The organism is Nonomuraea sp. NPDC049725, from assembly GCF_040674795.1.
GTDB lineage: Bacteria > Actinomycetota > Actinomycetes > Streptosporangiales > Streptosporangiaceae > Nonomuraea > Nonomuraea ceibae.
On record NZ_JBFANJ010000005.1, the window covers coordinates 384,107 to 409,670 of the forward strand.

The 25,564-nt window shown below is 70.9% G+C and carries 25 protein-coding genes; 8 read left to right on the forward strand and 17 right to left on the reverse strand.

The genetic code is table 11. From position 1 onward, the window contains the following. Window position 1: 1 nt before the first annotated feature. The 3 genes from AB0J53_RS16010 to AB0J53_RS16020 all read right to left on the reverse strand — a co-directional run bounded on the left by AB0J53_RS16010 (window position 2) and on the right by AB0J53_RS16020 (window position 4,574). Window positions 2-1,549 carry a hypothetical protein gene (locus AB0J53_RS16010; protein WP_364172518.1) on the reverse strand — a complete coding sequence of 516 codons (1,548 nt, stop codon included), beginning with the start codon at window positions 1,547-1,549 and terminating at the stop codon, window positions 2-4. Between the two features lie 75 nt (window positions 1,550-1,624). Further along, window positions 1,625-3,082, reverse strand: coding sequence for a serine/threonine-protein kinase (locus tag AB0J53_RS16015; RefSeq protein WP_364172521.1), 1,458 nt, complete (start codon window positions 3,080-3,082; stop codon window positions 1,625-1,627). Continuing rightward, on the reverse strand, window positions 3,072-4,574 hold the full coding sequence (locus AB0J53_RS16020; protein WP_364172524.1) for a serine/threonine-protein kinase: 1,503 nt from the start codon (window positions 4,572-4,574) through the stop codon (window positions 3,072-3,074). Before AB0J53_RS16020 ends, AB0J53_RS16015 begins: the two co-directional genes overlap by 11 nt. A gap of 84 nt (window positions 4,575-4,658) precedes the next feature. Here AB0J53_RS16020 and AB0J53_RS16025 point away from each other — a divergent pair, with 84 nt between their 5' ends. After that, window positions 4,659-6,347 carry a DEDD exonuclease domain-containing protein gene (locus AB0J53_RS16025; protein WP_364172526.1) on the forward strand — a complete coding sequence of 563 codons (1,689 nt, stop codon included), beginning with the start codon at window positions 4,659-4,661 and terminating at the stop codon, window positions 6,345-6,347. 17 nt (window positions 6,348-6,364) lie between these two features. Further along, window positions 6,365-6,652: an Lrp/AsnC ligand binding domain-containing protein gene (locus tag AB0J53_RS16030; protein ID WP_219511155.1), complete on the forward strand. Its 288-nt coding sequence runs from the start codon at window positions 6,365-6,367 to the stop codon at window positions 6,650-6,652. Window positions 6,653-6,797: 145 nt separating this feature from the next. Here AB0J53_RS16030 and AB0J53_RS16035 read toward each other — a convergent pair whose 3' ends face one another. Genes AB0J53_RS16035 through AB0J53_RS16050 form a run of 4 tightly spaced genes read right to left on the reverse strand, consistent with a single transcriptional unit; the run spans window position 6,798 to window position 11,054 of the window. Continuing rightward, a complete protein-coding gene (locus tag AB0J53_RS16035) occupies window positions 6,798-8,453 on the reverse strand; it encodes a ubiquinol-cytochrome c reductase cytochrome b subunit (RefSeq protein ID WP_219511153.1) in 1,656 nt (551 codons plus the stop codon). After that, window positions 8,450-9,574: a Rieske 2Fe-2S domain-containing protein gene (locus tag AB0J53_RS16040; RefSeq protein ID WP_219511152.1), complete on the reverse strand. Its 1,125-nt coding sequence runs from the start codon at window positions 9,572-9,574 to the stop codon at window positions 8,450-8,452. The genes AB0J53_RS16035 and AB0J53_RS16040 overlap by 4 nt, the downstream gene beginning before the upstream one ends. After that, window positions 9,571-10,386: a c-type cytochrome gene (locus AB0J53_RS16045; protein ID WP_219511150.1), complete on the reverse strand. Its 816-nt coding sequence runs from the start codon at window positions 10,384-10,386 to the stop codon at window positions 9,571-9,573. Before AB0J53_RS16045 ends, AB0J53_RS16040 begins: the two co-directional genes overlap by 4 nt. Window positions 10,387-10,400: 14 nt before the next feature. Then, complete coding sequence (locus AB0J53_RS16050; protein ID WP_219511148.1) at window positions 10,401-11,054, reverse strand: heme-copper oxidase subunit III; 654 nt, start codon at window positions 11,052-11,054, stop codon at window positions 10,401-10,403. Between the two features lie 196 nt (window positions 11,055-11,250). Between AB0J53_RS16050 and AB0J53_RS16055 the strand changes: the two genes are divergently transcribed. Together AB0J53_RS16055 and trpD are read left to right on the forward strand one after the other, a co-directional pair. Continuing rightward, window positions 11,251-11,649, forward strand: coding sequence for a hypothetical protein (locus AB0J53_RS16055; RefSeq protein WP_219511207.1), 399 nt, complete (start codon window positions 11,251-11,253; stop codon window positions 11,647-11,649). A gap of 9 nt (window positions 11,650-11,658) precedes the next feature. Next, window positions 11,659-12,705, forward strand: coding sequence for an anthranilate phosphoribosyltransferase (gene trpD, locus AB0J53_RS16060; protein ID WP_357586479.1), 1,047 nt, complete (start codon window positions 11,659-11,661; stop codon window positions 12,703-12,705). Between the two features lie 94 nt (window positions 12,706-12,799). Here the strand turns inward: trpD and AB0J53_RS16065 are convergent, their stop codons facing one another. From AB0J53_RS16065 to AB0J53_RS16080, 4 genes are all read right to left on the reverse strand, one after another. Then, complete coding sequence (locus AB0J53_RS16065; protein WP_219511143.1) at window positions 12,800-13,993, reverse strand: Ig-like domain-containing protein; 1,194 nt, start codon at window positions 13,991-13,993, stop codon at window positions 12,800-12,802. A 142-nt stretch (window positions 13,994-14,135) separates the two neighbouring features. Then, on the reverse strand, window positions 14,136-14,549 hold the full coding sequence (locus tag AB0J53_RS16070) for a cytochrome c oxidase subunit 4 (RefSeq protein ID WP_364172533.1): 414 nt from the start codon (window positions 14,547-14,549) through the stop codon (window positions 14,136-14,138). Further along, the gene (gene ctaD / locus AB0J53_RS16075) at window positions 14,549-16,213 is read right to left on the reverse strand and encodes a cytochrome c oxidase subunit I (RefSeq protein WP_364172536.1); all 1,665 of its coding nucleotides are present in this window, start codon (window positions 16,211-16,213) and stop codon (window positions 14,549-14,551) included. The genes AB0J53_RS16070 and ctaD overlap by 1 nt, the downstream gene beginning before the upstream one ends. Then, a complete protein-coding gene (locus AB0J53_RS16080) occupies window positions 16,210-16,818 on the reverse strand; it encodes a cytochrome c oxidase subunit II (protein ID WP_364172539.1) in 609 nt (202 codons plus the stop codon). The genes ctaD and AB0J53_RS16080 overlap by 4 nt, the downstream gene beginning before the upstream one ends. A 374-nt stretch (window positions 16,819-17,192) precedes the next feature. On the opposite strand from AB0J53_RS16080, the gene AB0J53_RS16085 reads away from it, so the two are divergent. The 3 genes from AB0J53_RS16085 to AB0J53_RS16095 are packed head-to-tail and all read left to right on the forward strand — an operon-like array spanning window position 17,193 to window position 19,041. Beyond that, a complete protein-coding gene (locus AB0J53_RS16085) occupies window positions 17,193-18,326 on the forward strand; it encodes a cysteine desulfurase family protein (protein WP_219511136.1) in 1,134 nt (377 codons plus the stop codon). Then, on the forward strand, window positions 18,323-18,568 hold the full coding sequence (locus AB0J53_RS16090) for a sulfurtransferase TusA family protein (protein WP_049566388.1): 246 nt from the start codon (window positions 18,323-18,325) through the stop codon (window positions 18,566-18,568). Before AB0J53_RS16085 ends, AB0J53_RS16090 begins: the two co-directional genes overlap by 4 nt. A 53-nt stretch (window positions 18,569-18,621) precedes the next feature. Beyond that, window positions 18,622-19,041: a CBS domain-containing protein gene (locus AB0J53_RS16095; protein ID WP_219511134.1), complete on the forward strand. Its 420-nt coding sequence runs from the start codon at window positions 18,622-18,624 to the stop codon at window positions 19,039-19,041. 39 nt (window positions 19,042-19,080) lie between these two features. On the opposite strand, the gene AB0J53_RS16100 is transcribed toward AB0J53_RS16095, so the two are convergent. After that, on the reverse strand, window positions 19,081-20,067 hold the full coding sequence (locus AB0J53_RS16100) for a PfkB family carbohydrate kinase (protein WP_219511133.1): 987 nt from the start codon (window positions 20,065-20,067) through the stop codon (window positions 19,081-19,083). Between the two features lie 325 nt (window positions 20,068-20,392). Then, entirely contained in the window at window positions 20,393-20,746 is a 354-nt protein-coding gene (gene erpA, locus AB0J53_RS16105) for an iron-sulfur cluster insertion protein ErpA (RefSeq protein WP_049566397.1), read from the reverse strand. Between the two features lie 161 nt (window positions 20,747-20,907). Between erpA and nadA the strand changes: the two genes are divergently transcribed. Continuing rightward, a complete protein-coding gene (gene nadA, locus AB0J53_RS16110; protein ID WP_364172544.1) occupies window positions 20,908-22,059 on the forward strand; it encodes a quinolinate synthase NadA in 1,152 nt (383 codons plus the stop codon). A gap of 8 nt (window positions 22,060-22,067) precedes the next feature. On the opposite strand, the gene AB0J53_RS16115 is transcribed toward nadA, so the two are convergent. From AB0J53_RS16115 to htpX, 4 genes are read right to left on the reverse strand one after another with little or no spacing between them, the layout of a single operon-like run. After that, window positions 22,068-22,673 carry an SIMPL domain-containing protein gene (locus AB0J53_RS16115; protein WP_219519630.1) on the reverse strand — a complete coding sequence of 202 codons (606 nt, stop codon included), beginning with the start codon at window positions 22,671-22,673 and terminating at the stop codon, window positions 22,068-22,070. Between the two features lie 41 nt (window positions 22,674-22,714). Next, the gene (locus AB0J53_RS16120) at window positions 22,715-24,064 is read right to left on the reverse strand and encodes an alpha/beta fold hydrolase (protein WP_357586473.1); all 1,350 of its coding nucleotides are present in this window, start codon (window positions 24,062-24,064) and stop codon (window positions 22,715-22,717) included. A 25-nt stretch (window positions 24,065-24,089) separates the two neighbouring features. Continuing rightward, window positions 24,090-24,659 carry a hypothetical protein gene (locus AB0J53_RS16125; protein WP_364172548.1) on the reverse strand — a complete coding sequence of 190 codons (570 nt, stop codon included), beginning with the start codon at window positions 24,657-24,659 and terminating at the stop codon, window positions 24,090-24,092. 5 nt (window positions 24,660-24,664) lie between these two features. After that, window positions 24,665-25,564 (reverse strand): zinc metalloprotease HtpX, encoded by a 900-nt coding sequence (gene htpX, locus AB0J53_RS16130; protein ID WP_364172551.1) that lies wholly within the window; start codon window positions 25,562-25,564, stop codon window positions 24,665-24,667.

Sequence of the window (25,564 nt, forward strand, 5' to 3'; positions counted from 1 at the left end):
GTCAGCTGCCGACCGGCTGCTGCGACAGCGCCTGCATGAACGCCTTGGCCATGGTCAGCGCGCCGTCGAGCCCCTCCTTCTCGGGGATCAGCACGACGTTGCCGGAGGCCGCGGGCTCGCCCTTGGGCCGCTGCGCGCCCGCGTAGTCGATCTCCACCACGACGGCGCCCCGCCGCACGGTCACGGTGCCGCTGCCCGCGAACACCTCGCCCTTACGGGTCCCGACATAGACGCTGTACGCCTCCTCGCCCAGGCCGGGCACGTCGCGCACCTTGCCCCACGAGATGCCGCCGAGCGACGACTGCGCCAGGTTCTTGTCGCCGCCGAGCTGGCCCGTGTAGAACGACCGGGCGGCGGTCTCGTCGGCCACGCCGGCCCGGTTGGTGAAGGAGTGCACGGTGATGAGCACGCTGCGGATCTTGGTCACCTTGTCGCCGGCGGGCACGTCCAGGTTGAGCCAGCGGCACTCGGTCTGCGTGTCGTCGCCCACCTCCAGGCCGCGCGCCCGGGGCGTGTGGCCGGGCACGAGCTTGGCGGCCGTCGGCGTCACCGTCTCGCAGACGGGCGGGAAGACGACCAGCGGCGTCGGCGAGGGTGTGGCGGCGGCGCTGGGCGAGGCGGTCGCCGCCTTGTACGGCTGCGCCAGGACGTCCGGGTGCCGCGCCTTCCAGTCGGCCACGCCCTTGGCGAAATGCTTGACCAGGCCGCTGACCTCGCGGATCGCGTTCGACTCGGTGACGGACTGGGTGGTCTCGTTGCTGAGGATCTGCGCGTCCTTGCGCTGCTGGCTCGCCTGGTAGCGGACCTCGATCGTGATGTCCTGGACGCGCGCGTACGCCTTGCCGTAGGAGTACCACATCAGGCTGCCGGAGCGGCGCCAGGTGTACTGGGCGAAGGCGGCGTCGCCGGCGCCCTGGATGTCGGTGACCGGGGAGGTGTAGTCCTTCTCGCCCTTCTTCGGCGTGGGCTTGGCGGTCTCGGCGTACTTGGCGCCGCCGTAGTCGACCTCGTAGGAGTTCTGCGCCATGGCGCGGCCGGTCTTGGCGCCGTCGCCGCGGTGCTGCTGGACCTTGACGTCGACCTCGCGGCTGCGCCACCACTCGCCGTGGGAGATGCGCTGGTTGTTCCAGTTGCAGGAGAAGTTGACCGTGTATTCGCTGTCGCGGGAGTCCTTGGACACGGTCGCGCCGGGCACGAGGCGCTCGGCCTCCTCCTTGGGCAGCATGGCGCACACGTCGGGGCCGGTCACGGCGGCGGGCTTGGTCAGCCCGGCCGTCGACGGCTGGCCCGTGGCGGGCGGCCCGGCGATGCCCTGGCCCCGGGTGAGCTGGCCGTACAGCAGGTAGGCGCCCGCGCCCGCGCCGACGAGCACCACGAGCGTGGCGGCGACGACCGGCAGGATCCACGGGCGGCGCCGCGGCGGCCGAGGGGGCAGCGGCACGGGAGGCGGCATCGGCGGCAGGGTCGGCGGCTGGGTCGGCGGCTCGAACTGCCCTCCGGGCACCGGGTGCGGGTGGGTCGGCGGCTGGTGCTCGCTACCGGGATTCACGAGGGACTCCTGGGGTTTGCCATGACGTGCGGTGAAACATGCTAGTCAGCCCGGTTGCAGGATGCTTGCACCAGTTCAGGACCGCAACGCGGCCGAGACCATCGCGGCGGCGGCGCGGGCGGGCTCCTCGTCGGCCGGATCGTCCTTCGGCAGGTCCCTGCGCTGCCAGACCACCTCGGCGAGCACGTTGCTGGTCCGCAGCAGCACGGTGCTGGTGCCGGTGCCGAGCTGATCGGAGTTGCTGTAGAAGCGGAAGGAGTTCTGCACGAACGCGGCCTCCCCCAGGCCCGGCACGTCGCGGACCTTGCCGACGTGGTTGCGGAACGCCTGTCCCGCGGCTCCGGCGCGGCTGGCGCGCTCGATGGCGAAGCGCTGGACGGCCACCTCGGGCCCGCCCCGGCCGCCGGCGGGCCGCTCGGCCCACACCCTGACGGTGAGCGAGGAGATCTCGCGCGGCCCCCTGCTCAGGCGCCACTCGCACTCGCCGGGCCTGGTCTGCTGTCCCCGCACCTCGCTCTTCATCATCTCGGTGACCTGGGCGCCGGTGAGCAGGCCGCAGGCGGCGGGCGCGGCGGCGAACCGGCCGGTGTCCTCCTGGGTGAGCGCGCGCACGCCGTACCAGCCGCCGGCGCCCAGCACGGCGACGGCGGCGAGCGCGGCCACGGCCGGCCCCCAGCGGCGGCGACGGGCGCGCGGCGGGACGGCGCCGGGGCCGGTACTCGTGCCGAGCAGCCGCTGGAGCCCGTCGCGGACCTGCGCCGCGCCGGGCCGGACGGCGGGGTCCTTGGCGAGCATGGCCAGCAGCAACCCGCCGAGCTCGCGCCCGGCCCGGACCGGCGGCGGTGGGTCGTGCAGCAGCACCGCGGCGGCGACGGCGGCGGGCATCGCGCGCTCGAACGGCGCCCGCCCCTCCACGGCGGTGTAGAGGCTGGCGCCGAGCGACCACAGGTCGGAGGCGGGGCCGGAGGGCTGCTCGTTGAGCCGCTCGGGCGCCATGTAGCCGGGCGAGCCGGCGCTGCCGTAGCGGTCGCCGCGCCCGCCGAGCGGGACGGCGATGCCGAAGTCGGTGAGCATGGCGGAGCCGTCGGCGTCGAGCAGGATGTTGGCCGGTTTGACGTCCTGGTGCACGATGCCGTGGGAGTGGGCGACGGTCAGCGCCGACAGCACGCGCAGGCCGATGCGGGCCACGGCCTCGGGCGGGAGCGGCCCGTCCTCCTTGATCCCCCGGTCGAGCGACCGGCCGCTGACCAGGTCGAGGATGATCCACGGCTGCTCGCCGGTGAGCACGACGTCGTGGACCAGCACGATGGCCGGGTCGCGCAGCCGCCCGGCGGACCTGGCCTCGTGGATGGCCCGGTCGGCGAACTCGGCGCGCTCGCGCGGCGACAGCTCGGCCGGGACGCGGACCTGCTTGACCGCGACCTCCCGGTTGAGCATCTCGTCGCGGGCCCGCCACACCGTGCCCGCGCCGCCCTCCCCGAGCCGCTCGACGAGCCGGTAGCGGCCCGCCAGCACGTAGCCGTCACCCCGCACCGCGAAGCTCCCGCTCGGCCGTCCTGGCCGCCCTCAGGGCGGACTCCTTGATCTGGTCGTCGGTGGTGCGGTCGTCGACCCTGGTGAACTCGGCGGCGACCACGAGGTTGGCCAGGCGGAAGTAGACGATGGCCGAGTGCATCCGGCCGGTCTGCCCCAGCAGCTCGAACGCGAACGCCTCCTGCCCCAGGCCGCCGAACGACCTGACGGAGGTGCGGGTGACGTCCTGCGGCTTGGTGACGCCGATCTCCTTCCACACCCAGCCGAAGCTCCCGTGCTTGGCCCAGTAGCGCTGCTGGTTGGCGAAGAGGCTGCGGGCCGTGACGGGGGTCATGCTCCACGGGTCGCGGGTGTCGGAGTCCTTCTGGAGCTGCACCGAGACGCCGATGCCGGGCTTGGTCCAGTTGCACTCGGGGCCGTACTCGTCGGAGGCGGGCACGCCCTTGGGGATCTGCTGGGTGCGCATCAGCAGGCCGACGTCCTCCGGGGGGAGCAGCGTGCACAGGTCCATCGGCACGGTGAAGGCGGCCGGCACCCCGTTGTCCTGATTTTTCAGGACCAGGAAGACGATGGTGGTCGCCGCCGCGATCGCCAGCGCCGCCGCCGACGCGATCCACAGCACGGCCCTGCTCCGCTTCCTGACGTGGCCGGGCACGGTGGCGTCGTGCTGCGGCGGCAGCGCGGCCGGCTCGCCCGCGGCGACCCGGCGCAGCGCCTGGGCCATCAGCGGCGCCACCGGCCGGGCCGCCGGATGGCGCGCCATCATCGCGGCCAGCAGCGGGCCGAGCGGCTGCGGCGCGACCGGGACCGGCTGGGTCAGCGTCGCCCTGATCCGGTCGGCGGTGGTGCCGTCGTAGGCGGCCCTGCCGGTGGCCGCGAGGAACAGCGTCGCGCCGAGCGACCACACGTCGCTGGCCGGGCCGCCGGGCTCGCCCTCCAGCCGCTCGGGCGCGATGAACCCGGGCGAGCCGATCATCAGGCCCTGCTCGGTGAGCGTCGCCTGGCCCTCCTGCCGCGCGATGCCGAAGTCGGTGAGCACCACCCGGCCGCTGTCGGTGAGGAACACGTTGCCCGGCTTGACGTCGCGGTGCTGCAGCCCGCGGGCGTGCGCGGCCGACAGCGCGTCGAGCATGTCGGCGCCGATCCTGGCCACGTACTCCGTCGGCATGGGGCCGTGCGCCTGCACCGCCTCGCCCAGCGTGCGGCCGCGCAGCAGCTCCATCACCAGCCACGGCCGCTCGTGCTCGACGACGACGTCGTGCAGCGCCACGATGCCCGGATGGCGCAGCTGCGCGGTGGCCTGCGCCTCGCGCACCGCCCGGGTGACCAGCTCGGCGCGCTCGCCGGGGGACAGCCCCTCGGGCAGCGTCAGCTCCTTGACCGCCACCTCGCGGTCGAGCATCTCGTCCCTGGCCAGCCACACCCGGCCCATGCCGCCGCTGCCGAGCGGCCGCAGCAGGGAGTAGCGGTTGGCGAGTCTTGCCCCGGACATAGAGGGAAGACTAACTAAGGATCAAGCGCAATAGTTATTCGTTGGATCCGTATCTGTCGGTGCCCGTCTCTATGGTCTTGGTTCGTGGACCCGGTACAAGGCACTCTCGACGAGCTCGGCACCCCGCTGAGCGACGTCACGTTCGTGGTGTTCGACCTCGAGACCACCGGCGGCTCGCCGGCCGAGCACATGATCACCGAGATCGGGGCGGTCAAGGTCCGGGCGGGCGAGGTGCTCGGCGAGTTCTCCACCCTGGTCGATCCCGGCGGGCCGATCCCGCCGTTCATCTCCGTGCTGACCGGCATCACCGACGCCATGGTGGTCGCCGCGCCGCGCATCGAGTCGGTGCTGCCGAGCTTCCTGGAGTTCATCAAGGGCGCCACGCTGGTCGCCCACAACGCGAGCTTCGACACCCGCTTCGTCAAGGCAGCCTGCGCCGCCCACGGCTATCCCCCGCCGGTCAACCCGGTGGTCGACACCGTCGACCTGGCCCGCCGGGTGCTGACCCGCGACGAGACGCCCAACGCCAAGCTGTCCACGCTGGCCCGGTTCTTCCGCAGCGCCACCGAGCCGTGCCACCGCGCCCTCCAGGACGCCAGGGCCACCGTCGACGTGCTCCACGGCCTCATCGAGCGGGCCGGCTCCTTCCAGGTCCACACCCTCGAAGAGCTCAAGTCGTTCGTCCGCGCCCCCACGCCCGAGCAGCAGCGCAAGCGCCACCTGGCCGAGTCGGTGCCGCACGCCCCCGGCGTCTACATGTTCGAGGACGAGCGCGGCGAGGTCCTCTACATCGGCAAGTCCACCAACCTGCGCAACCGCGTGCGCTCCTACTTCACCGCGAGCGAGACCAGGCCGCGCATCCGCGAGATGATCGGCATCGCCGAGCGGGTCCGCCACATCGTCTGCGCCACCGCGCTGGAGGCCGAGGTCAGGGAGCTGCGCCTGATCGGCGGCGCCAAACCGCGCTACAACCGCCGCTCCCGCTTCCCGGAGAAGGTCGTCTGGCTCAAGCTCACCGGCGAGCCGTTCCCGCGCCTGTCGATCGTGCGCGACCTGAAGGACGACGGCGCCTCCTACCTCGGCCCGTTCTCCAGCACCCGGCTCGCCGACGAGGCCCGCATCGCGCTGCACGAGGCGGTGCCGCTGCGCCAGTGCACCCAGCCGATCAGCCTGCGCACCCGGCGCTCGGCCTGCGTGCTGCACGAGATGGGCCGCTGCGGCGCGCCGTGCGAGGGCAAGCAGTCGCAGGCCGACTACGCCGTCCACGTCGAGACCGCGCGCCGGGCCATGACGCTCGACGCCTCGCCGGTCTTCTCCGCCGTCTCGGCCCGGATGGAGCGCCTGTCGGTCGAGCAGCGCTACGAGGAGGCCTCCGTCGACCGGGACCGGCTGGCCGCGTTCGTCCGCGCCGCCGCCCGCATGCAGCGGCTCACCTCGATCACCAGCATCCCCCACCTGGTGGCCGCCAGCCCGGCGTTCGACGGCGGCTGGGAGATGCACGTCGTGCGCTACGGGCGGCTCGCCGCCGCCGCCATGATGCCGCGCGGCGCCCACCCCAAGCCGTTCGTGGCCTCGCTCACCGCCACCGCCGAGGCGGTCATCCCCGGCCCCGGGCCCGTCCACGCGGCCAGCGCCGAGGAGACCGAGTGCATCCTGCGCTGGCTGGAGTCGCCGGGCGTGCGACTGGTGGAGGTCGACGGGCAGTGGAGCCTGCCCGCCCACGGCGCCGCCCGCCACAAGGCCCGCATCGACCTGGCCTATCGCGGCCTGTGATTCGATACAGTTGGCACATGGTCACGGCTATCGTTCACATCAACGCCGAGGTCGACCGGATTCCGGAGGTTGCGGCGCAGATCGCCGAGATCGACGGCGTCAGCGAGGTCTACTCCATCACCGGCGACTACGACCTGCTGGCGATGGTCCGCGTGGCGGCCTACGAGCAGATCGCCGAGGTCGTCCCGGGCCGGCTCAACAAGGTCCCCGGCGTGCTCCAGACGGAGACCCACATCGCCTTCCGCGCCTACTCCAAGCACGACCTCGACGCGGCGTTCTCCATCGGCCTGCACGAGGCCGACTGACCCGTCCCGCCTCACCTCACCGGAGCCCCCGCCCTCGGCGGGGGCTTTCGCGTTCCCGGAGCCTCCGCGAGCCCCGGGAACGGGACAGGCCCGGACCTCTAGCGAAGTCCGGGCCTGCCCCTCAGGCGGTGTGTCCAGCGGTGTGTCAGTGGGTGAGCGACTTGTCCTCGCCCGGGCCCACCGCCGCGTGCTCGTCCTCGTGGCCGTGCTCGTGCCCCTCGTCCAGCGGGATCTTCTCCCCGCCGTACGCCTTGGACATGCGGCCGCGCAGCTTGCCGAGCGGCCCGCGCATGCCCTTGGGCGGGATGCCCGAGGTGTCCTCGTCCACCGGGAGCATCGGGACGGCTTCCTTGCCGCGCATGTGCGCCGCGATGTCCTCCGCCGGAGGCGTGTGGACCTCGATGAACTCGCCGTGCGGCAGACGCTTGATCACACCCGACTCCACACCGTGGCTGATCACCGCGGCGTCGGAACGCTGCAGGCCCAGGCAGATGCGGTAGGTGATGATGTAGGCCAGCGCCGGCCCCACGAAGATGAGCGCCCGGCCCACGTACGTGGTCATGTTCAGGTTGATGTGGAAGAACGCCGACAGTTCGTCGTTGGCGCCCAGCAGCCACAGCACGCCGTAGAACACGATGGCGGACATGCCGATCGAGGTGCGGTGCGGGTTGTTGCGCGGACGGTCGGCCACGTGGTGCTCGCGGTGGTCGCCGGTGATCCACCGTTCGAGGAACGGATAGAGCGCCAGGCCCGTCATGACCAGTCCGAGCGGCACCAGGGCCGGGATGATCACGCTGAGCGGCAGCGTGCCCGCCTGGGCCGTGCCGAACAGGTTGATCTCCCACGCCGGCATCAGGCGCAGCGAGCCTTCGAGGAAGCCCATGTACCAGTCAGGCTGCGAACCCGCCGAGATGTCGGCCGGTGTGTACGGGCCGAAGATCCAGATCGGGTTGATCTGCGCGAACGTGCCCAGCCCCGCGACCACGGCCAGCGTGAACAGGAAGTACGCGCCCGCCTTGGCCATGAAGGCCGGGTAGAACGGCGCGCCCACCACGTTCTTGTTGGTGCGGCCCTTGCCGGGCATCTGCGTGTGCTTCTGCACCCACATGAGCACCATGTGGGCGGTGACGAGCGCCAGCAGGATGCCGGGGATGAGCAGGATGTGCAGCGAGTAGAAGCGGGCGATGACGTCCTCGCCCGGGTACTCGCCGCCGAACAGGAAGAACGAGATGTACGTGCCGACCAGCGGCAGCGAGATCGCCACACCCTGGGTGATCCGCAGACCGGCGCCGGAGAGCAGGTCGTCGGGCAGGGAGTAGCCCGTCAGGCCCTCGGCGAGGGCCAGCGTCAGCAGCAGGATGCCGATGATCCAGTTGATCTCGCGCGGCTTGCGGTAGGCGCCGGTGAAGAACACCCGGAGCATGTGCACCATCATGCCCGCGACGAAGAGCAGGGCCGCCCAGTGGTGCATCTGCCTCATGAGCAGTCCACCCCGGACGTCGAAGCTGATGTTCAGCGCCGACGCGTAGGCCTCCGACATCATGACGCCCTTGAGCGGGGCGTACGAACCCTCGTAGATCACGTGTCCCATGCCCGGCTGGAACCAGAACGTCAGGAACGTACCGGTGAGCAGCAGGATGATGAACGCGTAGAGGGCGATCTCCCCCAGCAGGAACGACCAGTGGTCGGGGAAGATCTTGCGCATGTTGCGCTTGAGGAAGTTGGCCCCGCCCAGCCGCTCGTCCAGGACGCTGGATGTGCCGGCGATGGCCTTGGGCACCTTGTTCAGGTCGTCACTCATGCCTGGCCTCCCTTGGCCCGGACAGCGGCCTCGGCGTCGCCACGCTCCCAGAAGCTGGGACCGACCGGCACCGCGAAGTCACCCTGCGCGATGAGGTAGCCCTGGTCGTCGACCGAGATCGGCAGCTGCGGCAGCGGCCGCGCGGCCGGACCGAAGATCACCTTGGCGCCGTCGGCGGCGTCGAAGGTCGACTGGTGACACGGGCACAGGATGTGGTGGGTCGTCTGCTCGTACAGGGCCGCCGGGCAGCCCACGTGCGTGCAGATCTTCGAGTAGGCCACGATCCCGTCGTGCGTCCAGTTCTTGTTGGTGCCCGACTTGATCTCCTCGGGCCGGAACTTGATCAGGATCAGCGTGGCCTTGGCGAGCACGGTCAGGTCGTGCTCGTAGCCCTCGGGCACCACCGACAGGATGCCGCCGGGCGAGTTGAAGTCGGCCGCGCGGATCGGCTGGCCGGTGCCCTCGACGACCAGGCGGAGGTTCTTGCCCTCCTTGGTCTTCTCGCCCCACACCGTGTGGCGCAGCTCGTTGTGGAACTGCGACGCCGGCATGTCGTTGTTGTCCAGGTCGCGCAGCAGGATCAGCGGGATCAGGCCGAGCGGCGCGGCGCCGAGCAGCAGCGTGCGGCGCAGCATCTTGCGCTTGACGAAGCCGCTCTCGTTGGCGCCCTGGAGGAACGTCTCGGCCACGACGGCCCGGTCCTCCTTGGCGGAGACCATGTCGTGGCGGTCCTGGACCAGGGAGTACTTCGGCATGATCTGGCGGACCCAGACCACGATGCCGACCGCCAGGCCCAGCACGGCCAGCGTGAGCGTGCCGCCGAGCGCCAGGTTGGACAGGCCCGTCGCCTCCGGGCTGCCCACCGGGAGGATCACGTAGAAGATGAGGAAGGCGATGCCGGCGGCGAAGGTGATCAGGAAGCAGAGCGACACGATCCTCTCCGCCTTGCGCGCCTTCTGCTCGTCCTGCAGGGTGACGCCGGGAGTCTCGCCGCCGGCCGTCGCGGCGGCGGCGGCCTCGGGCTGGTCGCCGAGCAGCGAGGTGCCCGGCGCGGGGGTGCCGATGACGCGCTTGGGGACGCGCTCGTCCGGCTGCTCGATCTCGTGCTCGTTGTCTGTCATGACTTCTGTCGCTTCTTCGCGGTGATCCAGATGGAGGCGAGGACCAGGGCCAGGATGCCCACGATCCACACGACGAGGCCTTCGGTGACCGGGCCGATGCGCCCGAGGCCGAAACCTCCGGGATCCTTCTGCTCGCGGACCTGGGTGATGTAGGCGATCATGTTGCGCTTCTCTTCGGGCGTGATCGTCGAGTCGTTGAAGACCGGCATCGCCTGGGGACCGGTCACCATGGCCTCGTAGATCTGCTCGGGGGTGGCCTCGTTGAGGTTGGGCGCGTACTTGCCGCGCGTCAGCGCGCCGCCGGCGCCCGCCCAGTTGTGGCACTGGATGCAGTTGGCGCGGAACAGCTCACCGCCCTTGGCCGCGTCGCCGAGCTTGGGGTCGACCTGCTCCTTGCCCGGCACCTGCGGGCCGCCGCCGAGCGACTGCACGTAGGCGGAGATCTGCCGGATCGCGTCCGGGTTCTTCTTGACCCAGTCGGGCAGCGGCTTGCGCGGCACCTGGGCGCCCGGGTCGGAGGCCGGCATGCGGCCGGTGCTCATCTGGAAGTCGACCGCCGCGGCGCCCACGCCGATGAGCGTCGGCCCTGTCGCCGTGCCCTGCGCGTTGAGCCCGTGGCAGCTGGAGCAGTGGGCCTCGAAGAGGCTCTTGCCCTCCGCCACGTCGTCGACCTTGCCCGCCGCGAGTGCTGCGTCAGCGGGCCTGCTCACCTGCACAAACGTGGCATATACCGTCCCGACCAGCGCCAACGCCAGGATCAGGACGGCGTATCTCGCGAGCGGATGCCGCCGCCATGCGGTGATCCTAGTCACAGAGATCCCGTTCCTTACTGAATGATGTAGATGGTCGCGAAAAGGCCGATCCAGACGACGTCCACGAAGTGCCAGTAATAGGACACGACGATCGCACTGGTGGCCTGCTCATGCGTGAAGCGCTTCGCGGCGTACGTACGTCCCAGCATGAACAGGAACGCGATCAGTCCACCGGTCACGTGCAGGCCGTGGAAGCCTGTCGTGAGGTAGAACACCGAGGTGTAGGCGTTGGCGGACAGGGTCGCGCCCTCGCTCGCGAGCTCCATGTACTCGTACAGCTGGCCCGCGATGAAGACGGAGCCCATGAGGAAGCTGACGAAGTACCAGAACCGGAGCTTGCCGACCTGCCCCTTCTCCGCGGCCCACACGCCGAGCTGGCACGTCACACTCGACAGAACCAGGATGATCGTGTTGGCCGTCGCGAACGGGATGTTCAGGTGAGCCGCGTGCTCGCTCGAGGCGCCCTGCTGCAGGAGCGCGGGACCCCACTCGAGACCTTGGCCGAGGCTCACCGACCGGATGGTGAAGTACATCGCGAACAGCGCCGCGAAGAACATGAGCTCAGAGGACAGCCAGACGATCGTCCCGACGCTGACCAGGTTCGGTCGTCGGTACGGCTGGGCTGTCGTCGTCGAAGTTATTGCGGATGCTGTCGCCACGGGCAGCATTATTGCGGCTCCGGTGGTCGGTCCGGCGCACGACCCCCCGTTAGCGGGTACAAACCGGGAGCCAAGCTGGGATAATTGCCACAAAACACCCACAAGAGGTGCCAGCCTGGGCTTCCACACCACACCACCGGTACGATCCCAGGTGACCATACCGCTACGACCGATAGTGAGCGCGACCGTGAGCACCGACGACACGATGAGGGTCCTCGTCTACAGCGACGACGCCGCCACCCGTGAAGAGGTCCGGCAGGCCATCGGGCGGCGGCCGGCTGCTGACGTCCCCTTCGTGGAGATCGTGGAGTGCGCCACCGAGCCCAAGGTCCACCAGTGGCTCGCCTCCGGCGAGATCGACGTGGCCGTGCTCGACGGCGAGACCCAGCCCGCCGGCGGCATGGGCGTCGCCCGCCAGGCCAAGGACGAGGTCTACGACTGCCCTCCCATCTGCCTGATCATCGCCAGGCGCGACGACCGCTGGCTGGCCGAGTGGTCCAAGGCCGACGCCGTCGTCCCGCAGCCCCTCGAGCCCATCGCGCTCGCCGACGCCGTGGCCGGCCTGATGCGCCGCCGCTCCTCCAGCCGACTCAACGCTAAGTAGGTGCCTACCGTGGACTCGCGGACGACCTGGCCGGCGCTGCTCTCCGCTCTCCTGTCCGGCGAGCACCTCACGGCCGACGAGGCCGCCTGGGCCATGCGGGAGATCATGTCCGGCTCGGCGACGCCCTCGCAGATCGCCGGGTTCGTGATCGCGCTGCGCGCCAAGGGCGAGACCGTGGCCGAGGTGGTCGGGCTGGCCCGCACCATGCTCGACCTCGCCACCCCGCTCCACGTCGAAGGCCCCGTCGTCGACGTCGTCGGCACCGGCGGCGACCGCGCCCACACCGTCAACGTGTCCACCATGGCCGCCATCGTCGCCGCCGCCGCCGGCGCCCGCGTCGTCAAGCACGGCAACCGCGCCGCCTCCTCCTCCTGCGGCGCCGCCGACGTCCTGGAGCACCTCGGCATCCGCCTCGACCTCACCCCCGAGCAGACCGCCCGGGTGGCCGCCGAGGCCGGCATCGCCTTCTGCTTCGCGCCCGTCTACCACCCCGCGCTCCGCTTCGCCGGGCCGACGCGCAAGGAGATCGGCGTCCCCACGGTCTTCAACTTCCTCGGCCCGCTCACCAACCCGGCCCGCCCCTCCGCGCAGGCCATCGGCGTCTACGACGCCAACATGCTGCCGGTCCTGGCCGGCGTCTTCGCCGAGCGCGGCGTGTCCGCCCTGGTCTTCCGCGGCGACGACGGCCTCGACGAGCTCACCATCGCCACCACCTCGACGGTCTGGACGGTCCACGACGGCGCCGCCACCCGGACGACGTTCGACCCGGCGGTCCTCGGCATCCCGCGCGCCGAGGTCGGCGCCCTGCGCGGCGGCGACGTCGCCTTCAACGCCCAGGCGGTGCACGACCTCGTCGGCGGCAAGACCGGGCCGGTGCGCGACGCCGTCCTCCTCAACACCGCCGCCGCCCTCGTGGCCCTCGACGGGCCCGGCGACGACCTTGACTCCGCCATGATCGACGCCTACTCGCGCGCCGTGCAGGCCGTCGACTCCGGGCAGGCCGCCCGGACCCTCGACAACTGGATCGCCGTCAGCAGCGCCTTCCCCGCCCGCTGACCCTCGTCCGGGCCCTCAGTGGGCTTCTGCCGCCCTTCAGGGTCCGGGGCGCGCTCGTACGGGCGCGCAAGGGCCCGGGGCCCGGCCGGAGGCGTCAGGAGAAGGCCAGGGTGGGGCCCGCCTTCAGGGAGCTCCACCTGAGCCACTGCTTCCAGCTCTCCTGCCAGTGCCCCCACCCGTTGGTCGGCTCCAGCTTGCGCGGCGACCCGGTGATGACGATGGGGTCGCCGATCAGCGTGTTCTTGATGAACCAGGCCGCGTTGTCCGGGCTGATGTTCACGCAGCCGTGGCTGACGTTGGAGTTGCCCTGGGAGCCCACCGACCAGGGCGCGCTGTGCACGTACTCGCCGCTGTTGGAGATGCGGACGGTGTTGTAGACGGTCATCCGGTAGTAGCCGGGCGAGCCGGGCCCGATGCCGGGCGAGATCATGATGGTGACCGGTTCGCGGGACATGGCCAGGTGGATGCCGGAGGTCGTGTAGTACTTCCACTGGCCGCCCTGCCCGGCGCTCATCGGCATCTCGCGGATCTTCTTGCCGTCGCGCCTGACGTGCAGGACGTGCTCGTCGGTGCTGCCCTTGGTGATCTGGGAGCGGCCGATCCTGAAGTCGAGCGCCAGGTCGCGCTTGCCGTACAGGCCGTTGCCGCCCCGTACGCCCGCCAGGTTGGCCTCGACGCGGACGTCGGTGCGGGCGGGCCAGTACTCGCGCGGCCGGAAGTCGACGTGGCGGTCGTCGAACCAGTGCCAGGCCCCCTCGACGGGCTTGGAGCTGCGGACGAGCAGGTTGCGCTCGACGGAGACGCGGTCGGTGATCGGCTGGTCGAAGGCGATCATGATGGGCATGCCGACGCCGACGGTGAGGCCGGTGTCGTCCCGGTTCGGGGTGATGCGCTCGATGTCGAAGGTCTTGACCGCCTTGACCGTGGAGAACGTGCTCTTCTGCTCGGACTCCTTGCCGTCGGCGTTGGCGACGACGGAGGTGATCGTGTACGTGGTGCCGGGGCGGGCGGTGGCGGTGCTGCGCCAGCGGGTGCGGTCGGCGCTGAGCGTGCCCGGCAGGGCGCCGTCCTTGCCGCGCACGGTGACGCTCTTGAGCGTGCCCGCCTGGGCCGCCACGACGACGGTCTGGTCGGTCGGCACGTTGGCGGCCCTGTCGTGCGGGTACATCGTCACGGTGGCGTCGGGCGCCTTGGCGGCCTTCTCCTCGTCGGCGGCGCTGCTCGTCGAGCAGGCCGTCAGCAGCGCCAGTGCCAGCAGGCCGGCTGTTCGATACGCAACGCGCCCCACGAGTACTCCCCCGTCCGAGTAGAGCAGATTCACCTCCCTTATTACCCTGAGTGATCGAATCACCACATCCGCCCCCCGGTAAAGAACGCCAAAAAGCGGGCGTCCCTCCCGAAAAGGAGGGGCGCCCGCCCGGCGGGGTCGCTCAGTGCGAGAAGTGGCCCCGGTAGTACTGGAAGACGAATCCGATCATCGCCATGATGACCAGGAACACGCCGATGATGAACATCCACAGGCCGACGACGAACCCGGCGAAGGCGAAGGCCGCCGCCAGGCAGACGAACAGCGGCCACCAGCTGCTGGGGCTGAAGAAGCCGATCTCGCCGGCCCCGTCGCTGATGTCGGCCTGCTTGTTGTCCTCCGGCTGGGCGCCGATGCGCTTGGCCGTGAACATCAGGTAGTAGCCGATCATGAACGCGAAGCCGACCGAGATCGCCATCGCGGTGGTGCCGACCGGCTCACCCTGCCCCGTGGCCGCCTTGGTCCAGAACCAGTAGGCGACGTCGACGCCGGCGAAGAACAGGCCGCACAGGAGGAACAGCCAACCCTGGACCTTCATCAGTCCTCAACCTCCTTGGCGGGCTTCGCGGACGTGTGCGGGTACTTCAGGTCGAACGCGGGGCGCTCGGACCGGATGGGCGGCAGCGAGGTGAAGTTGTGCCGCGGCGGCGGGCAGGAGGTCGCCCATTCGAGCGAGCCGCCGTAGCCCCACGGGTCGTCCACGGTGACCTTGGGCGCGGTGCGCCAGGTCTTCCAGACGTTGTAGAAGAACGGCAGCGTCGAGGCGCCCAGCACGAACGCGCCGACCGACGAGATCATGTTCAGGTCGGTGAAGCCGTCAGCCGGGCTGTAGTCGGCGTAGCGGCGCGGGAAGCCGAGCACGCCGAGCCAGTGCTGGATGAGGAACGTGGCGTGGAAGCCGACGAACAGCAGCCAGAACTGGAGCTTGCCGAGCTTGTCGTCGAGCATCTTGCCGGTGAACTTGGGCCACCAGAAGAAGAACCCGGCGAACATCGCGAACACCACGGTGCCGAACACCACGTAGTGGAAGTGCGCCACCACGAAGTACGTGTCGCTGATGTGGAAGTCGAGCGGCGGCGAGGCCAGGATGACGCCCGTCAGGCCGCCCAGCAGGAACGTCACCAGGAAGCCGATGGAGAACAGCATAGGCGACTCGAAGCTGAGATGCCCTCGCCACATCGTGCCGACCCAGTTGAAGAACTTCACGCCCGTCGGCACCGCGATGAGGAACGTCATGAACGAGAAGAACGGGAGGAGCACCTGCCCGGTCGGGAACATGTGGTGCGCCCAGACCGTGATGGAGAGGCCGGCGATGGAGATCGTGGCGCCCACCAGGCTGATGTAGCCGAAGATCGGCTTACGGCTGAAGACCGGCAGGATCTCGGTCACGATGCCGAAGAACGGCAAGGCGATGATGTAGACCTCTGGATGGCCGAAGAACCAGAACAGGTGCTGCCAGAGCATCGGCCCGCCGTTGTCCGACGAGAAGATGTGGGTGCCGAACTTGCGGTCGGCCTCCAGGGCGAGCAGCGCGGCGGCCAGCACCGGGAAGGCCATCAGCACGAGCATGCTGGTCAGCAGCACGTTCCAGGTGAAGATCGGCATGCGGAACATGGTCAGGCCGGGCGCCCGCATGCAGATGATCGTGGTGATGAAGTTGACCGAGCCGAGGATGGTGCCCAGGCCGCTCAGCGCCAGACCCATGATCCACAGGTCACCGCCGATGCCCGGCGAGCTGATCGCGTTGGACAGCGGCGTGTAGGCGAACCAGCCGAACGCGGCCGCGCCCTCCGGGGTGAAGAACCCGGAGACGGCGATGATGCTGCCGAACAGGTAGAGCCAGTAGCTGACCATGTTGAGGCGCGGGAACGCCACGTCGGGCGCGCCGATCTGCAGCGGCATCAGCTCGTTGGCGAAGCCGGCGAACAGCGGCGTCGCGAACATCAGCAGCATGATCGTGCCGTGCATGGTGAACAGCTGGTTGAACTGCTCGTTACTGGTGAACTGCAGCCCCGGCTGCGCCAGCTCGGCCCGCATGACCAGCGCCATGACGCCGCCGATCAGGAAGAACACGAACGAGGTGATCAGGTAGAGGTGTCCGATGATCTTGTGATCGGTGGAGGACAGCCACTTGGCGATCACCTGACCCTTCGTCACGGGCCGGGGGGCACTCGTCACGAGTGGTTCATGGATGGCGGTCACTGGGCACTCCCAGCCTGGTTGGACGCGATGTACGACTTGAAGTCATCCTGGCTGACGAGCTTCACCGAGAAGAGCATGCGGCTGTGGTCGGCGCCGCACAGCTCGGCGCACCGTCCGGCGTAGACGCCGGTCTCCCCCAGCGTCTTGATCTCGAACTTGCGCCCGGGGTTGTCGTCCGGGATGCCGGGGATGATGTCACGCTTGAAGATCATGTTCGGCACCCAGAACGAGTGGATGACGTCATCGGTGAACAGGTCGAACTCGACCGTGGAGTTCACCGGCAGCACGAGCTGCGGCCCCTGCTGGTAGTCGCTGACCGGCATGCCGACCACCGGCTTGCCGGCCTTCCCGTCGACGGTCGTGGTGAAGCGCCAGCTCCACTGGAACGCCTCGACCTTGACCTTGACGTCAGGGTTGCCGGACACCTTGGTGAGCGTGTCGCTGTCGCGCGCGGTGAAGAAGAAGAACACCGACACCATGACGAGCGGGACCAGGGTGTAGAGCATCTCGATCGGCAGGTTGTAACGCACCTGCGGCGGAAGCTCGGCCTTGGCCTTGCGCTTGGTGTGGAAGATGCACGCCCACACGATCAGGGCGATGACCACGGCGCCCGTGGCCAGCGCGGCGATCCACGCCCCGTTCCACAGATTCGTGACGACGTCACCCTGCGTGGTGATGGATTCCGGCAGAAGGCCACGGGACCAATCGGCCTCGGGAACGTCATTTGCACACGCCGTAGCGGAGGCCAGAAGCAACGCCAAAGCGGCGGCGCGCGGCACTCTACGCCGGGCCAACGAACGCCGCGTCGTACGGCGGGTCGGACTCACGGATCGCCTACCCCACAGATGAAGCCCAGGAGTCTTCTCCTGAGCGCTCGTATTTCCAGATGCACAGCTGATTGCAGACACATTAGCGTGCAAGGGCCTCGCCCTTCCGCGCGCCCCCTCGGTGGCGCGCCGCGGATGGGACGATAGGTCTCGTGGCGTACTTTGACGCGGCCTCGACCGAACCGCTTCACCCTCAGGCGCGCGAAGCGCTCCTGGCGGCGATCGACGTCGGCTGGGCCGACCCCGCGAGACTCTATGGCCAGGCCCGCCGTGCCCACCTGCTGCTGGAGCAGGCTCGCACGGAGGTGGCCGAGGCGCTGGGCGCGCGCCCCGACGAGGTGTCGTTCACCTCGTCCGGCACGCAGGCCGTGCATCTCGGCGTGCTCGGCACAATACAGGGCAGACGCCGAGTCGGCCGACATCTGGTCACCAGTGCCGTCGAACACTCCAGCGTCCTGCACGCCGCCGCGCTGCACGAGCGCGACGGCGGCACGGTCGAGACGGTGGGCGTGGACCTGATGGGCCGGGTCGACCTGGCGGCCTTCACCGAGGCCGTGGCCAGGCCGGACACCGCGCTGGCCTGCCTGCAGACGGCCAACCACGAGGTCGGCACGCTCCAGCCGGTGGCCGAGGCCGCCGCGGCGTGCCGGCGCAACGGGGTGCCGCTGCTGGTCGACGCGGCCCAGACGGCGGGCCGGATGCCGGTGCCGCCGGGCTGGTCGGTGCTGACGGCCAGCGCCCACAAGTGGGGCGGGCCGCCCGGGGTGGGCGTGCTGGCCGTGCGCAAGGGCACGCGGTTCCGCTCGTTCGTGCCGGAGGACGAGCGCGAGCGCCGCCGGGTGCCCGGGTTCGAGAACGTGCCGGGCATCGTGGCCGCCGCCGCGGCGCTGCGCGCGATGGCGGCAGAGGCGTCGCGGGAGCGCTCCAGGCTGTCGGCCCTGGTCGACAAGATCCGCGAGACCGTGCCGAAGGTCGTGCCGGACGTGGAGGTGATCGGCGACCCGGTCGAGCGGGCGCCGCACATCGTCACGTTCTCGTGCCTGTACGTCGACGGCGAGGCGCTGCTGGCGGAGCTGGACAAGGCCGGGTTCGCCGTGTCGTCCGGCAGTTCGTGCACCGCTAGTACGCTTCGTCCATCGCACGTCCTGGAAGCGATGGGCGTGCTGACGCACGGGAATGTCCGGGTGTCACTGCCCAGGGGCGCTTCGGCGGCCGAGGTCGACAGGTTCCTCGCCGTGCTGCCCGAGCTGGTGAGCCGGATCCGCCACGACGCAGGAGTCTCATGACCGAGGCCACTCAGCCGGCATTGACGATCGACGCGCTCGGGAAGAAGTGCCCGATCCCGATCATCATGCTCGCCGAGCAGATCAACCACATCCCGCTCAACGCGGTGGTGGCCGTGCTGGCCGACGACCCCGCCGCGTTCACCGACGTGCCCGCGTGGTGCCGGCTCAAGTCGCACCGCCACGTGGGCTCGTACGAGCTTCCGCAGGGGGGCTGGGCGATTCACGTACGGCGTAACTACTGACGCCCGAACTGGGTAGGGCCCCCGGAAAGCACCGATATCCGGGGGAAAGAGACATGACCGATCAGACTGCTCGCGACCTCATGAATCCGGGCGCGGAGTGCATCCAGGCTCACGAGACGCTCGACCGCGCCTCGCAGATGATGCGTGACATGGGGGTCGGGGCGCTGCCGGTGTGCACCGACGACCGCGTGAGCGGCATCATCACCGACCGCGACATCGTCATCAAGTGCGTGGCGGCGGGCCACGACCCCGCCAAGGTGCGGGCCGGTGACCTGGCGACCGGGCTGGTGTGGGTGGCCGCCGACGCCACCGTGGAAGAGGCGCTGGCGCGCATGGAGGAGCACCAGATCAAGCGGCTGCCGGTGATGCACGACAACCGCATCGTCGGCATGATCACCGAGGCCGACCTGGCCAGGCACCTGCCCGACGACCAGCTCGCCGAGTTCGTGCACCGCGTCTACGCGCGGTCCTGAGCGGCCCCGCCGCCGGGCGGGGCCTGCCCGGGCCCGTGATCAGGGGTGGTAGCAGCGGATGTGCGGGGCGATCTCGGCGGCCGCCTCGGCGCCGTAGGCGGAGCTGAAGCGCTCCATGAACGCCCGCTGCCCCAGCTCGTACTCCTGGCCGCCGACGCGCTCCAGCACGTGCGTGGCGGTCAGGTTGCCGATCTGGCCGCACCGCTCCAGGGACAGGTCCCAGGCCAGGCCCGCGAGGAAGCCGGCCCGGAAGGCGTCGCCGACGCCGGTCGGGTCGGCCTTTCCGCGCTCGGGGGCGGGGGCGACGGCGATGGACGGCTCGCCCTTGCGGTCGATGACGGCGCCCTTGGGCCCGAGCGTGGTGACGCGGACGCCGACGCGGTCGAGAATCTCCTCGTCGCTCCAGCCGGTCTTCTGCTCGATGAGGCCCTTCTCGTAGTCGTTGGAGAAGAGGTAGGCGGCCCCGTCGACGAGCTGGCGGATCTGCTCGTCCTCCATGCGGGCGAGCTGCTGGGAGATGTCGGCGGCGAACGGGATGCCGCGGTGGCGGCACTCGTCGGTGTGGCGCAGCATGCCGTCGGGGTCGTTGGGGCCGACGAGCACCAGGTCGAGCCCGCCCACCCGGTCGGCGACCGGCTGCAGCTCGATGAGCCGCGCCTCGGCCATCGCCCCGGTGTAGAAGGAGGCGATCTGGTTGTGGTGCTTGTCGGTGGTGCACAGGAACCGCGCGGTGTGCTGGGTCTCGGAGACGTGCACCGAGTCGCAGTCGACGCCGTGGCGCTCCAGCCAGGACCGGTAGTCGGCGAAGTCGTTGCCGACGGCGCCCACGAGATAGGGCTTCAGGCCGAGACAGGCCATGCCGAAGGCGATGTTGGCGGCGCATCCTCCGCGCCGGATCTGCAGATCGTCGACCAGGAACGACAGTGACACCCGGTCGAGTTGCTCGGCGATGAGCTGATCGCCGAAGCTGCCGGGGAACGTCATCAGGTGGTCTGTGGCGATGGAGCCGGTGACGGCGATGCGCACGGGATTCTTCTTCCTCGTTGTCAGCAGGCCATGGACATCCTCCCCCTCCGTGAGCGAGGGGGGTCCTCACGGTCGCCCGTGAGGGTTCCTGCTTCACCGCCGGTCGCCCTCCTGAGAGGACTCTCGTCAGGGTCGTGCGCCGGATCCGCAGGCGTTTCAGCTCTCCGCCGGCCCGGCGGCGAGGTGGTGCCGATGTTCGTCCGGTGGCTCGGTTGCGGCCACCGCCCGGACACCCTACCGAACCGTGCGGCCCCCTGGGGCCCGGCCAAGGGCACGCGAAGGCCCCGTACGCACCAGGGCGGACGGGGCCTGCGGGCGCACCCGACTAGTTGAAGGAGTCGCCGCAGGCGCAGGAGCCCGTGGCGTTCGGGTTGTCGATGGTGAAGCCCTGCTTCTCGATCGTGTCGACGAAGTCGATGGAGGCGCCCATCAGGTAGGGGGCGCTCATCCGGTCGGTGACGACGCTGACGCCACCGAAGTCCGTCACGACGTCGCCGTCCATCGAACGGTCGTCGAAGAAGAGCTGGTAGCGCAGGCCGGAACAGCCGCCCGGCTGCACGGCCACGCGCAGCTGCAGGCCCTCCTCGCCCTGCTGCTCGAGCAGGCTCTTGACCTTGGCGGCGGCCGCGTCGGTCAGGATCAGGCCCTGCGTCGTGGTCTCGCTGCTCTCAACCGTCATCTGCTGACTCCCTAACCCGGCTGTCTGTTCCGACGTCTACTGATGACGCTACCAACACCTGCCGGGTGCTACACATTCCCTCCCCCACCGGACCCCGGAATATATGCCCCCATACCGTGTGTCATAGTTAGTCGTCAGTTCGACGATAAGGGGGTACGGCCATGGCCACCCAGACTGGGCTGCCGCTCTTCGTCCTCGGCCGGGGCGCCGATCCGCACAGCGAGACGGGGGTGGACTGTCCGGGCGAGCTGCCGCCCGCCTCCGACCCGCACCTGGTGGAACGGGCGCGCAAGGCCAAGCAGGCGCTCGGCGACCGGCTCTTCGTGCTCGGCCACCACTACCAGCGCGACGAGGTCATCCAGTTCGCCGACGTGACCGGCGACTCCTTCAAGCTGGCGCAGCAGGCCGCCGCCCGGCCCGAGGCCGAGTACATCGTGTTCTGCGGCGTGCACTTCATGGCCGAGTCGGCCGACATCCTGACCACCGGCTCCCAGCGGGTGGTGCTGCCGGACCTCGCGGCGGGCTGCTCGATGGCCGACATGGCCACCTTCGACCAGGTCGAGGAGTGCTGGGAGGCGCTGGAGGACGCGGGCCTGGCCGACCAGGTCGTGCCCGTCACGTACATGAACTCCAGCGCCGACATCAAGGCCTTCTGCGGCCGCAACGGCGGCGTGGTGTGCACCTCGTCCAACGCCAGGCGGGCCCTGGAGTGGGCCTTCGAGCAGGGCTCCAAGGTGCTGTTCCTGCCCGACCAGCACCTGGGCCGCAACACGGCGGTGCTGGAGATGGGAATGTCGCTCGACGACTGCGCCGTGTGGAACCCGCACCGCCCCAACGGCGGCCTCACCCCCGAGCAGCTCACGCGGGCGCGCATGCTCCTGTGGAAGGGCCACTGCTCGGTCCACGGCCGCTTCACGGCCGAGTCGGTCGACGACGTACGCGAGCGCGTCCCGGGCGTGAACGTGCTGGTGCACCCCGAGTGCCGGCACGAGGTGGTGCTCAAGGCCGACCACGTGGGCTCGACCGAGCACATCATCAAGACGCTGGCCGCCGCCCCCGCCGGGTCGAGCTGGGCCGTGGGCACCGAGCTCAACCTGGTCAAGCGGCTGGCCCAGATGTTCCCGGACAAGAACGTCTCGTTCCTGGACCGGACCGTCTGCTACTGCTCGACGATGAACCGCATCGACCTGCCCCACCTGGTGTGGGCGCTGGAGTCGCTGGCGCTGGGCGAGGTCGTCAACCAGATCACGGTCGACGCCGACACCGCCCACTGGGCGCGCGTCGCCCTGGACCGGATGCTCGCCCTGGCCTAGCCCCCCGGCTAGGACGCCTGGTCGCCGAAGGCGTGCACCACCCGCACGGTGACGGTCAGGCCCTGCTGCCCGGGGCTGACCGAGCCCTGCTCGGCGGCCGCGGCCAGCCGCATCGGCTGCGGCCCCCGCTCCACCTCCTCGCTCACCGCGACGACCCCGCCCAGGGGCCGTCCGGCGAGCTCGGCGTACTGGGCGGCCTTGGCCCGGGCGTCGGCGAACGCCGCCGCCCTGGCCTCCCTGAGCACGGCGGCCGGGTCGGAGACCTCGAAGACCACGCCGTGCAGCCTGGCCTCCTCGCCCACCCGGGCGACGGTGTCGATGACCTCGTCGGCCCGCGACAGGTCGCGGATCACGGCCTCGACGCCCTGCGCCGCCCGGTAGGCCGACACCTTCGGGTACGCCTCGTACTCCGGGCCGAGCGACAGCTCGGTGGTGCGCAGGTCGCGCTCGGCGATCCCGGCCTGCCGCAGCGCCTCGGCGAGCCTGCTCGCGGCGGCCCTGGCCCCGGCGAAGGACTCGGCGGCCGTCTGCCGGCGCACCTCGACCCCGGCCTGCAGCCGCATGACGTCCGGCACGGCCGCGACCGTGCCCTCTCCGACGACGGTGATGTCCACCCTTGCCCCTTTCCCGAGGGCCATGCCGACCACACTAACCTTCAGACGGCGTCGGCGATCGCGGGCAGCACGTTCAGGTGCACGCGCAGCCGCGTGACGGGCAGCCGGACGAGCCTGCCGTTCAGCTCCTCCACCAGCCTGGCGCCGCGGGCGCGCCCGCTGACGAGCACGGTCACCGGCACGTCGGGGAAGGCGTGCTCGGCGCGGATGAGACGCAGGTCGGCGGCCATGTCGCGGCGCGCCAGCCACTCCCCCGCGGCGGCGGCGAGCACCCGGCCCTGGCTGTAGAGGCCGTGGGCGTCGGCGGTCCCGCAGAGCAGCCGGTGGAGCGCCGGGCCGGTGAGGCGGGCCAGCGCCGCCGCGCCCCAGGTGCCGCCCAGCGCGGGCAGCCAGCGGCCGAGCGCCCTGCCGGGCGAGGACGTGCCCCGCCGGCCCCGGGGCGCCGCCGCGGGGTCGACGAGGACGAGCGCCGACACGCGCAGCGGGTGCAGCCGGGCGAACGCCTCGGCGTGCCAGGCGGCGGCCCGGTGCGCGACGACCGTGACCCGTTCGGGGTGCTCGGGGGCCAGCGCGGCCAGCCGCGCCGCCTCGCCGTGCAGCGTGGGCGGCACCGGGGAGGCGGGGCTGAGCCCCAGCCCCGGCCGGTCGAACCTGATCACCGTACGGGTGCGGGCCAGCTCCCTGGCGACGCCGTCCCAGTGGCACCAGGCCGCCGAGGGGCCCCCGGCGATCAGCACGGCCGGTCCCCGGCCCTGGCGGACCACGTGCGGCAGGGCGGGCGCCGGGACGGGCACGTCCGCGACGAGCAGCCGCAGCGCCGCGTACACCAGCCAGGCGGCCACGACGAGGAGCTGAAAGCGCTGCGCCAGCCCGGCCAGGTGCCCGGCGGCCAGGGCGGCGGCGGTGACGAGCGTGGAGGCGACGGTCAGGCCGGTGAGGACCCAGGCGGGCCAGGTGCGCCAGCGGGCGGCCAGGAGCGCCATCGCGGCCGGCGCGGCGACGGCCGCGAGCAGGCCGGTCACGACATGCGCGTGGTGGGCCGGCGTCAGCGGGCCGCGCCCGCACGCCGGGGAGCTCAGCGCGGCGCAGTCGAGCGGGAACAGCCCCCCGGCGGTCGTCAGCGCGCCGAACGCGGCCAGCGCCAGCCAGCCGGGCCACTCACGGCCGGCCCTCGGCATCAGCGCCACCCCGGCCAGGCAGGCCAGCCCCGCCAGCGCGTCGCTGGTGCGGAACAGGCGCGTCCACGGCTGGTCGCGGGCCGCCAGCTCGCTCACGTAGCCGTGCGCGCGGTCGACCGCCGGCGTGGTGAACTGGCCGGTGATCCACGCGGAGTACAGCACGGCGGTCACGATGAACGCGGAAGCCGCGAGCACGTACAATCTTCGCTCCACGTGATGATTACATCACCGAGCGCACTCAAAGGCCCGGAGCGCCCCAGACCGGGAACCAGCGGCCGAGGTCCTCCTCCAGCGGCAGCTCCCCCGCCAGCGCGCCTCTGACCTGCAGCTCGAGCGCGTTGTCGCGGCGGTCGCCGTCCAGCGGGGCGAACGGGTAGAAGGAGCCGCGCTTGTAGAGGTAGACGACGGCCAGCCGCCTGCCGTCTGCGTCGGCGCCGGGGTCGGCGAACGACACCAGCGAGCACAGCAGCGACGGGCCGAACCCGGCCGACTCCAGCGACGAGTTGACCGCGTGCAGCTCGGTGACCAGGTCGCCGAGCAGGTCGGGCGCGCGCCGCACCAGCAGCCAGGTGTAGCCGTAGCCGTCGTCGGACTCCTCGACCCGGCCGCCGAGCAGCGCCTTGACGTCCTGTTCGAGCCGGGCGAACGCGCCGCCTTCGGCCGCGCGGAAGGCCACCGAGCCGAGCCCGGTGGGCGCCAGCCCCGTGGCCGCCTGCAGCGTCACGGCCGCCGACGGCAGCGCGAACAGCGCGTCCAGGTCGGGCTTGGCCGGCTTGGAACGGCCCAGGATCGCATCGAGCCAGCCCATCGTCGTCAGCCCCTCCCGAGCTGCGCGGAGATCCGCGCGAGCTGCTCCAGCCGCCGCTCCAGCGGCGGATGCGTGGAGAACAGGTTGGCCAGCGTCTCCCCCTTGGCGAGCGCCGGGGCGAAGTAGAAGGCGTTGAACGGCTCGGCCTCGCGCAGGTCGCGGGTCGGGATCCTGGCCATCTCGCCGGACACCTTGGTCAGCGCGCTGGCCAGCGCCGACGGCTGCTGCGTGAGCAGGGCGCCGGCCCGGTCAGCCGACAGCTCACGGTAGCGCGACAGGGCACGGGTGAGGACGAAGCTGATCGCGTACACGAGAACCGAGACCAGCATGACGATCAGGCCGATGGGCAGGCCGCCCTGGCCGTTCTGGCGGCGGCCGCCGAGGCCCGTGTAGAGGGCGACGCGCGTCATGAGCCCGGCGACGATGCCGAGGAACGAGGCGATCGTCATCACCGCCACGTCGCGGTGCGCGACGTGGGACAGCTCGTGGGCCAGCACGCCCTCCAGCTCGCGCGGCTCCAGGCGGCGCAGGATGCCGGTCGTCACGCACACGACCGCCTTCTTCTGGTTGCGGCCGGTGGCGAAGGCGTTGGGCACGTCGGACTGGGCGATGGCGACGCGCGGCTTGGGCATGTCGGCCAGCGCGCACAGCCGGTCGATCAGGCCGTGGAGCTCGGGGGCCTCCTGGGGCGAGACCTCCCGCCCGTGCATCGCGTAAAGGGCGATGCGGTCGGACAGGAAGTACTGCGCGAGCAGCAGGACCCCCGCGATCACCAGCACGGTCAGCGCCCGCACGCCCAGGGCGACGAGGACGCCGACGAACACCACGTAGAGCAGGCCGAGCAGGAACATCGTCACGACCATGCGGCGGGTCAGGCCGCGGTCGGCCGCGAACCGGGTGCGCAC

Excerpts from the sequence above, each read along its gene's own strand:
- AB0J53_RS16020 (WP_364172524.1), bottom strand. The coding sequence starts at position 4,574 with ATGTCCGGGGCAAGACTCGCCAACCGCTACTCCCTGCTGCGGCCGCTC.
- AB0J53_RS16030 (WP_219511155.1), top strand. The coding sequence starts at position 6,365 with ATGGTCACGGCTATCGTTCACATCAACGCCGAGGTCGACCGGATTCCG.
- AB0J53_RS16035 (WP_219511153.1), bottom strand. The coding sequence starts at position 8,453 with ATGAGTGACGACCTGAACAAGGTGCCCAAGGCCATCGCCGGCACATCC.
- AB0J53_RS16040 (WP_219511152.1), bottom strand. The coding sequence starts at position 9,574 with ATGACAGACAACGAGCACGAGATCGAGCAGCCGGACGAGCGCGTCCCC.
- AB0J53_RS16050 (WP_219511148.1), bottom strand. The coding sequence starts at position 11,054 with ATGCTGCCCGTGGCGACAGCATCCGCAATAACTTCGACGACGACAGCC.
- AB0J53_RS16055 (WP_219511207.1), top strand. The coding sequence starts at position 11,251 with ATGAGGGTCCTCGTCTACAGCGACGACGCCGCCACCCGTGAAGAGGTC.
- AB0J53_RS16070 (WP_364172533.1), bottom strand. The coding sequence starts at position 14,549 with ATGAAGGTCCAGGGTTGGCTGTTCCTCCTGTGCGGCCTGTTCTTCGCC.
- AB0J53_RS16090 (WP_049566388.1), top strand. The coding sequence starts at position 18,323 with ATGACCGAGGCCACTCAGCCGGCATTGACGATCGACGCGCTCGGGAAG.
- AB0J53_RS16095 (WP_219511134.1), top strand. The coding sequence starts at position 18,622 with ATGACCGATCAGACTGCTCGCGACCTCATGAATCCGGGCGCGGAGTGC.
- erpA (WP_049566397.1), bottom strand. The coding sequence starts at position 20,746 with ATGACGGTTGAGAGCAGCGAGACCACGACGCAGGGCCTGATCCTGACC.
- nadA (WP_364172544.1), top strand. The coding sequence starts at position 20,908 with ATGGCCACCCAGACTGGGCTGCCGCTCTTCGTCCTCGGCCGGGGCGCC.
- AB0J53_RS16125 (WP_364172548.1), bottom strand. The coding sequence starts at position 24,659 with ATGGGCTGGCTCGATGCGATCCTGGGCCGTTCCAAGCCGGCCAAGCCC.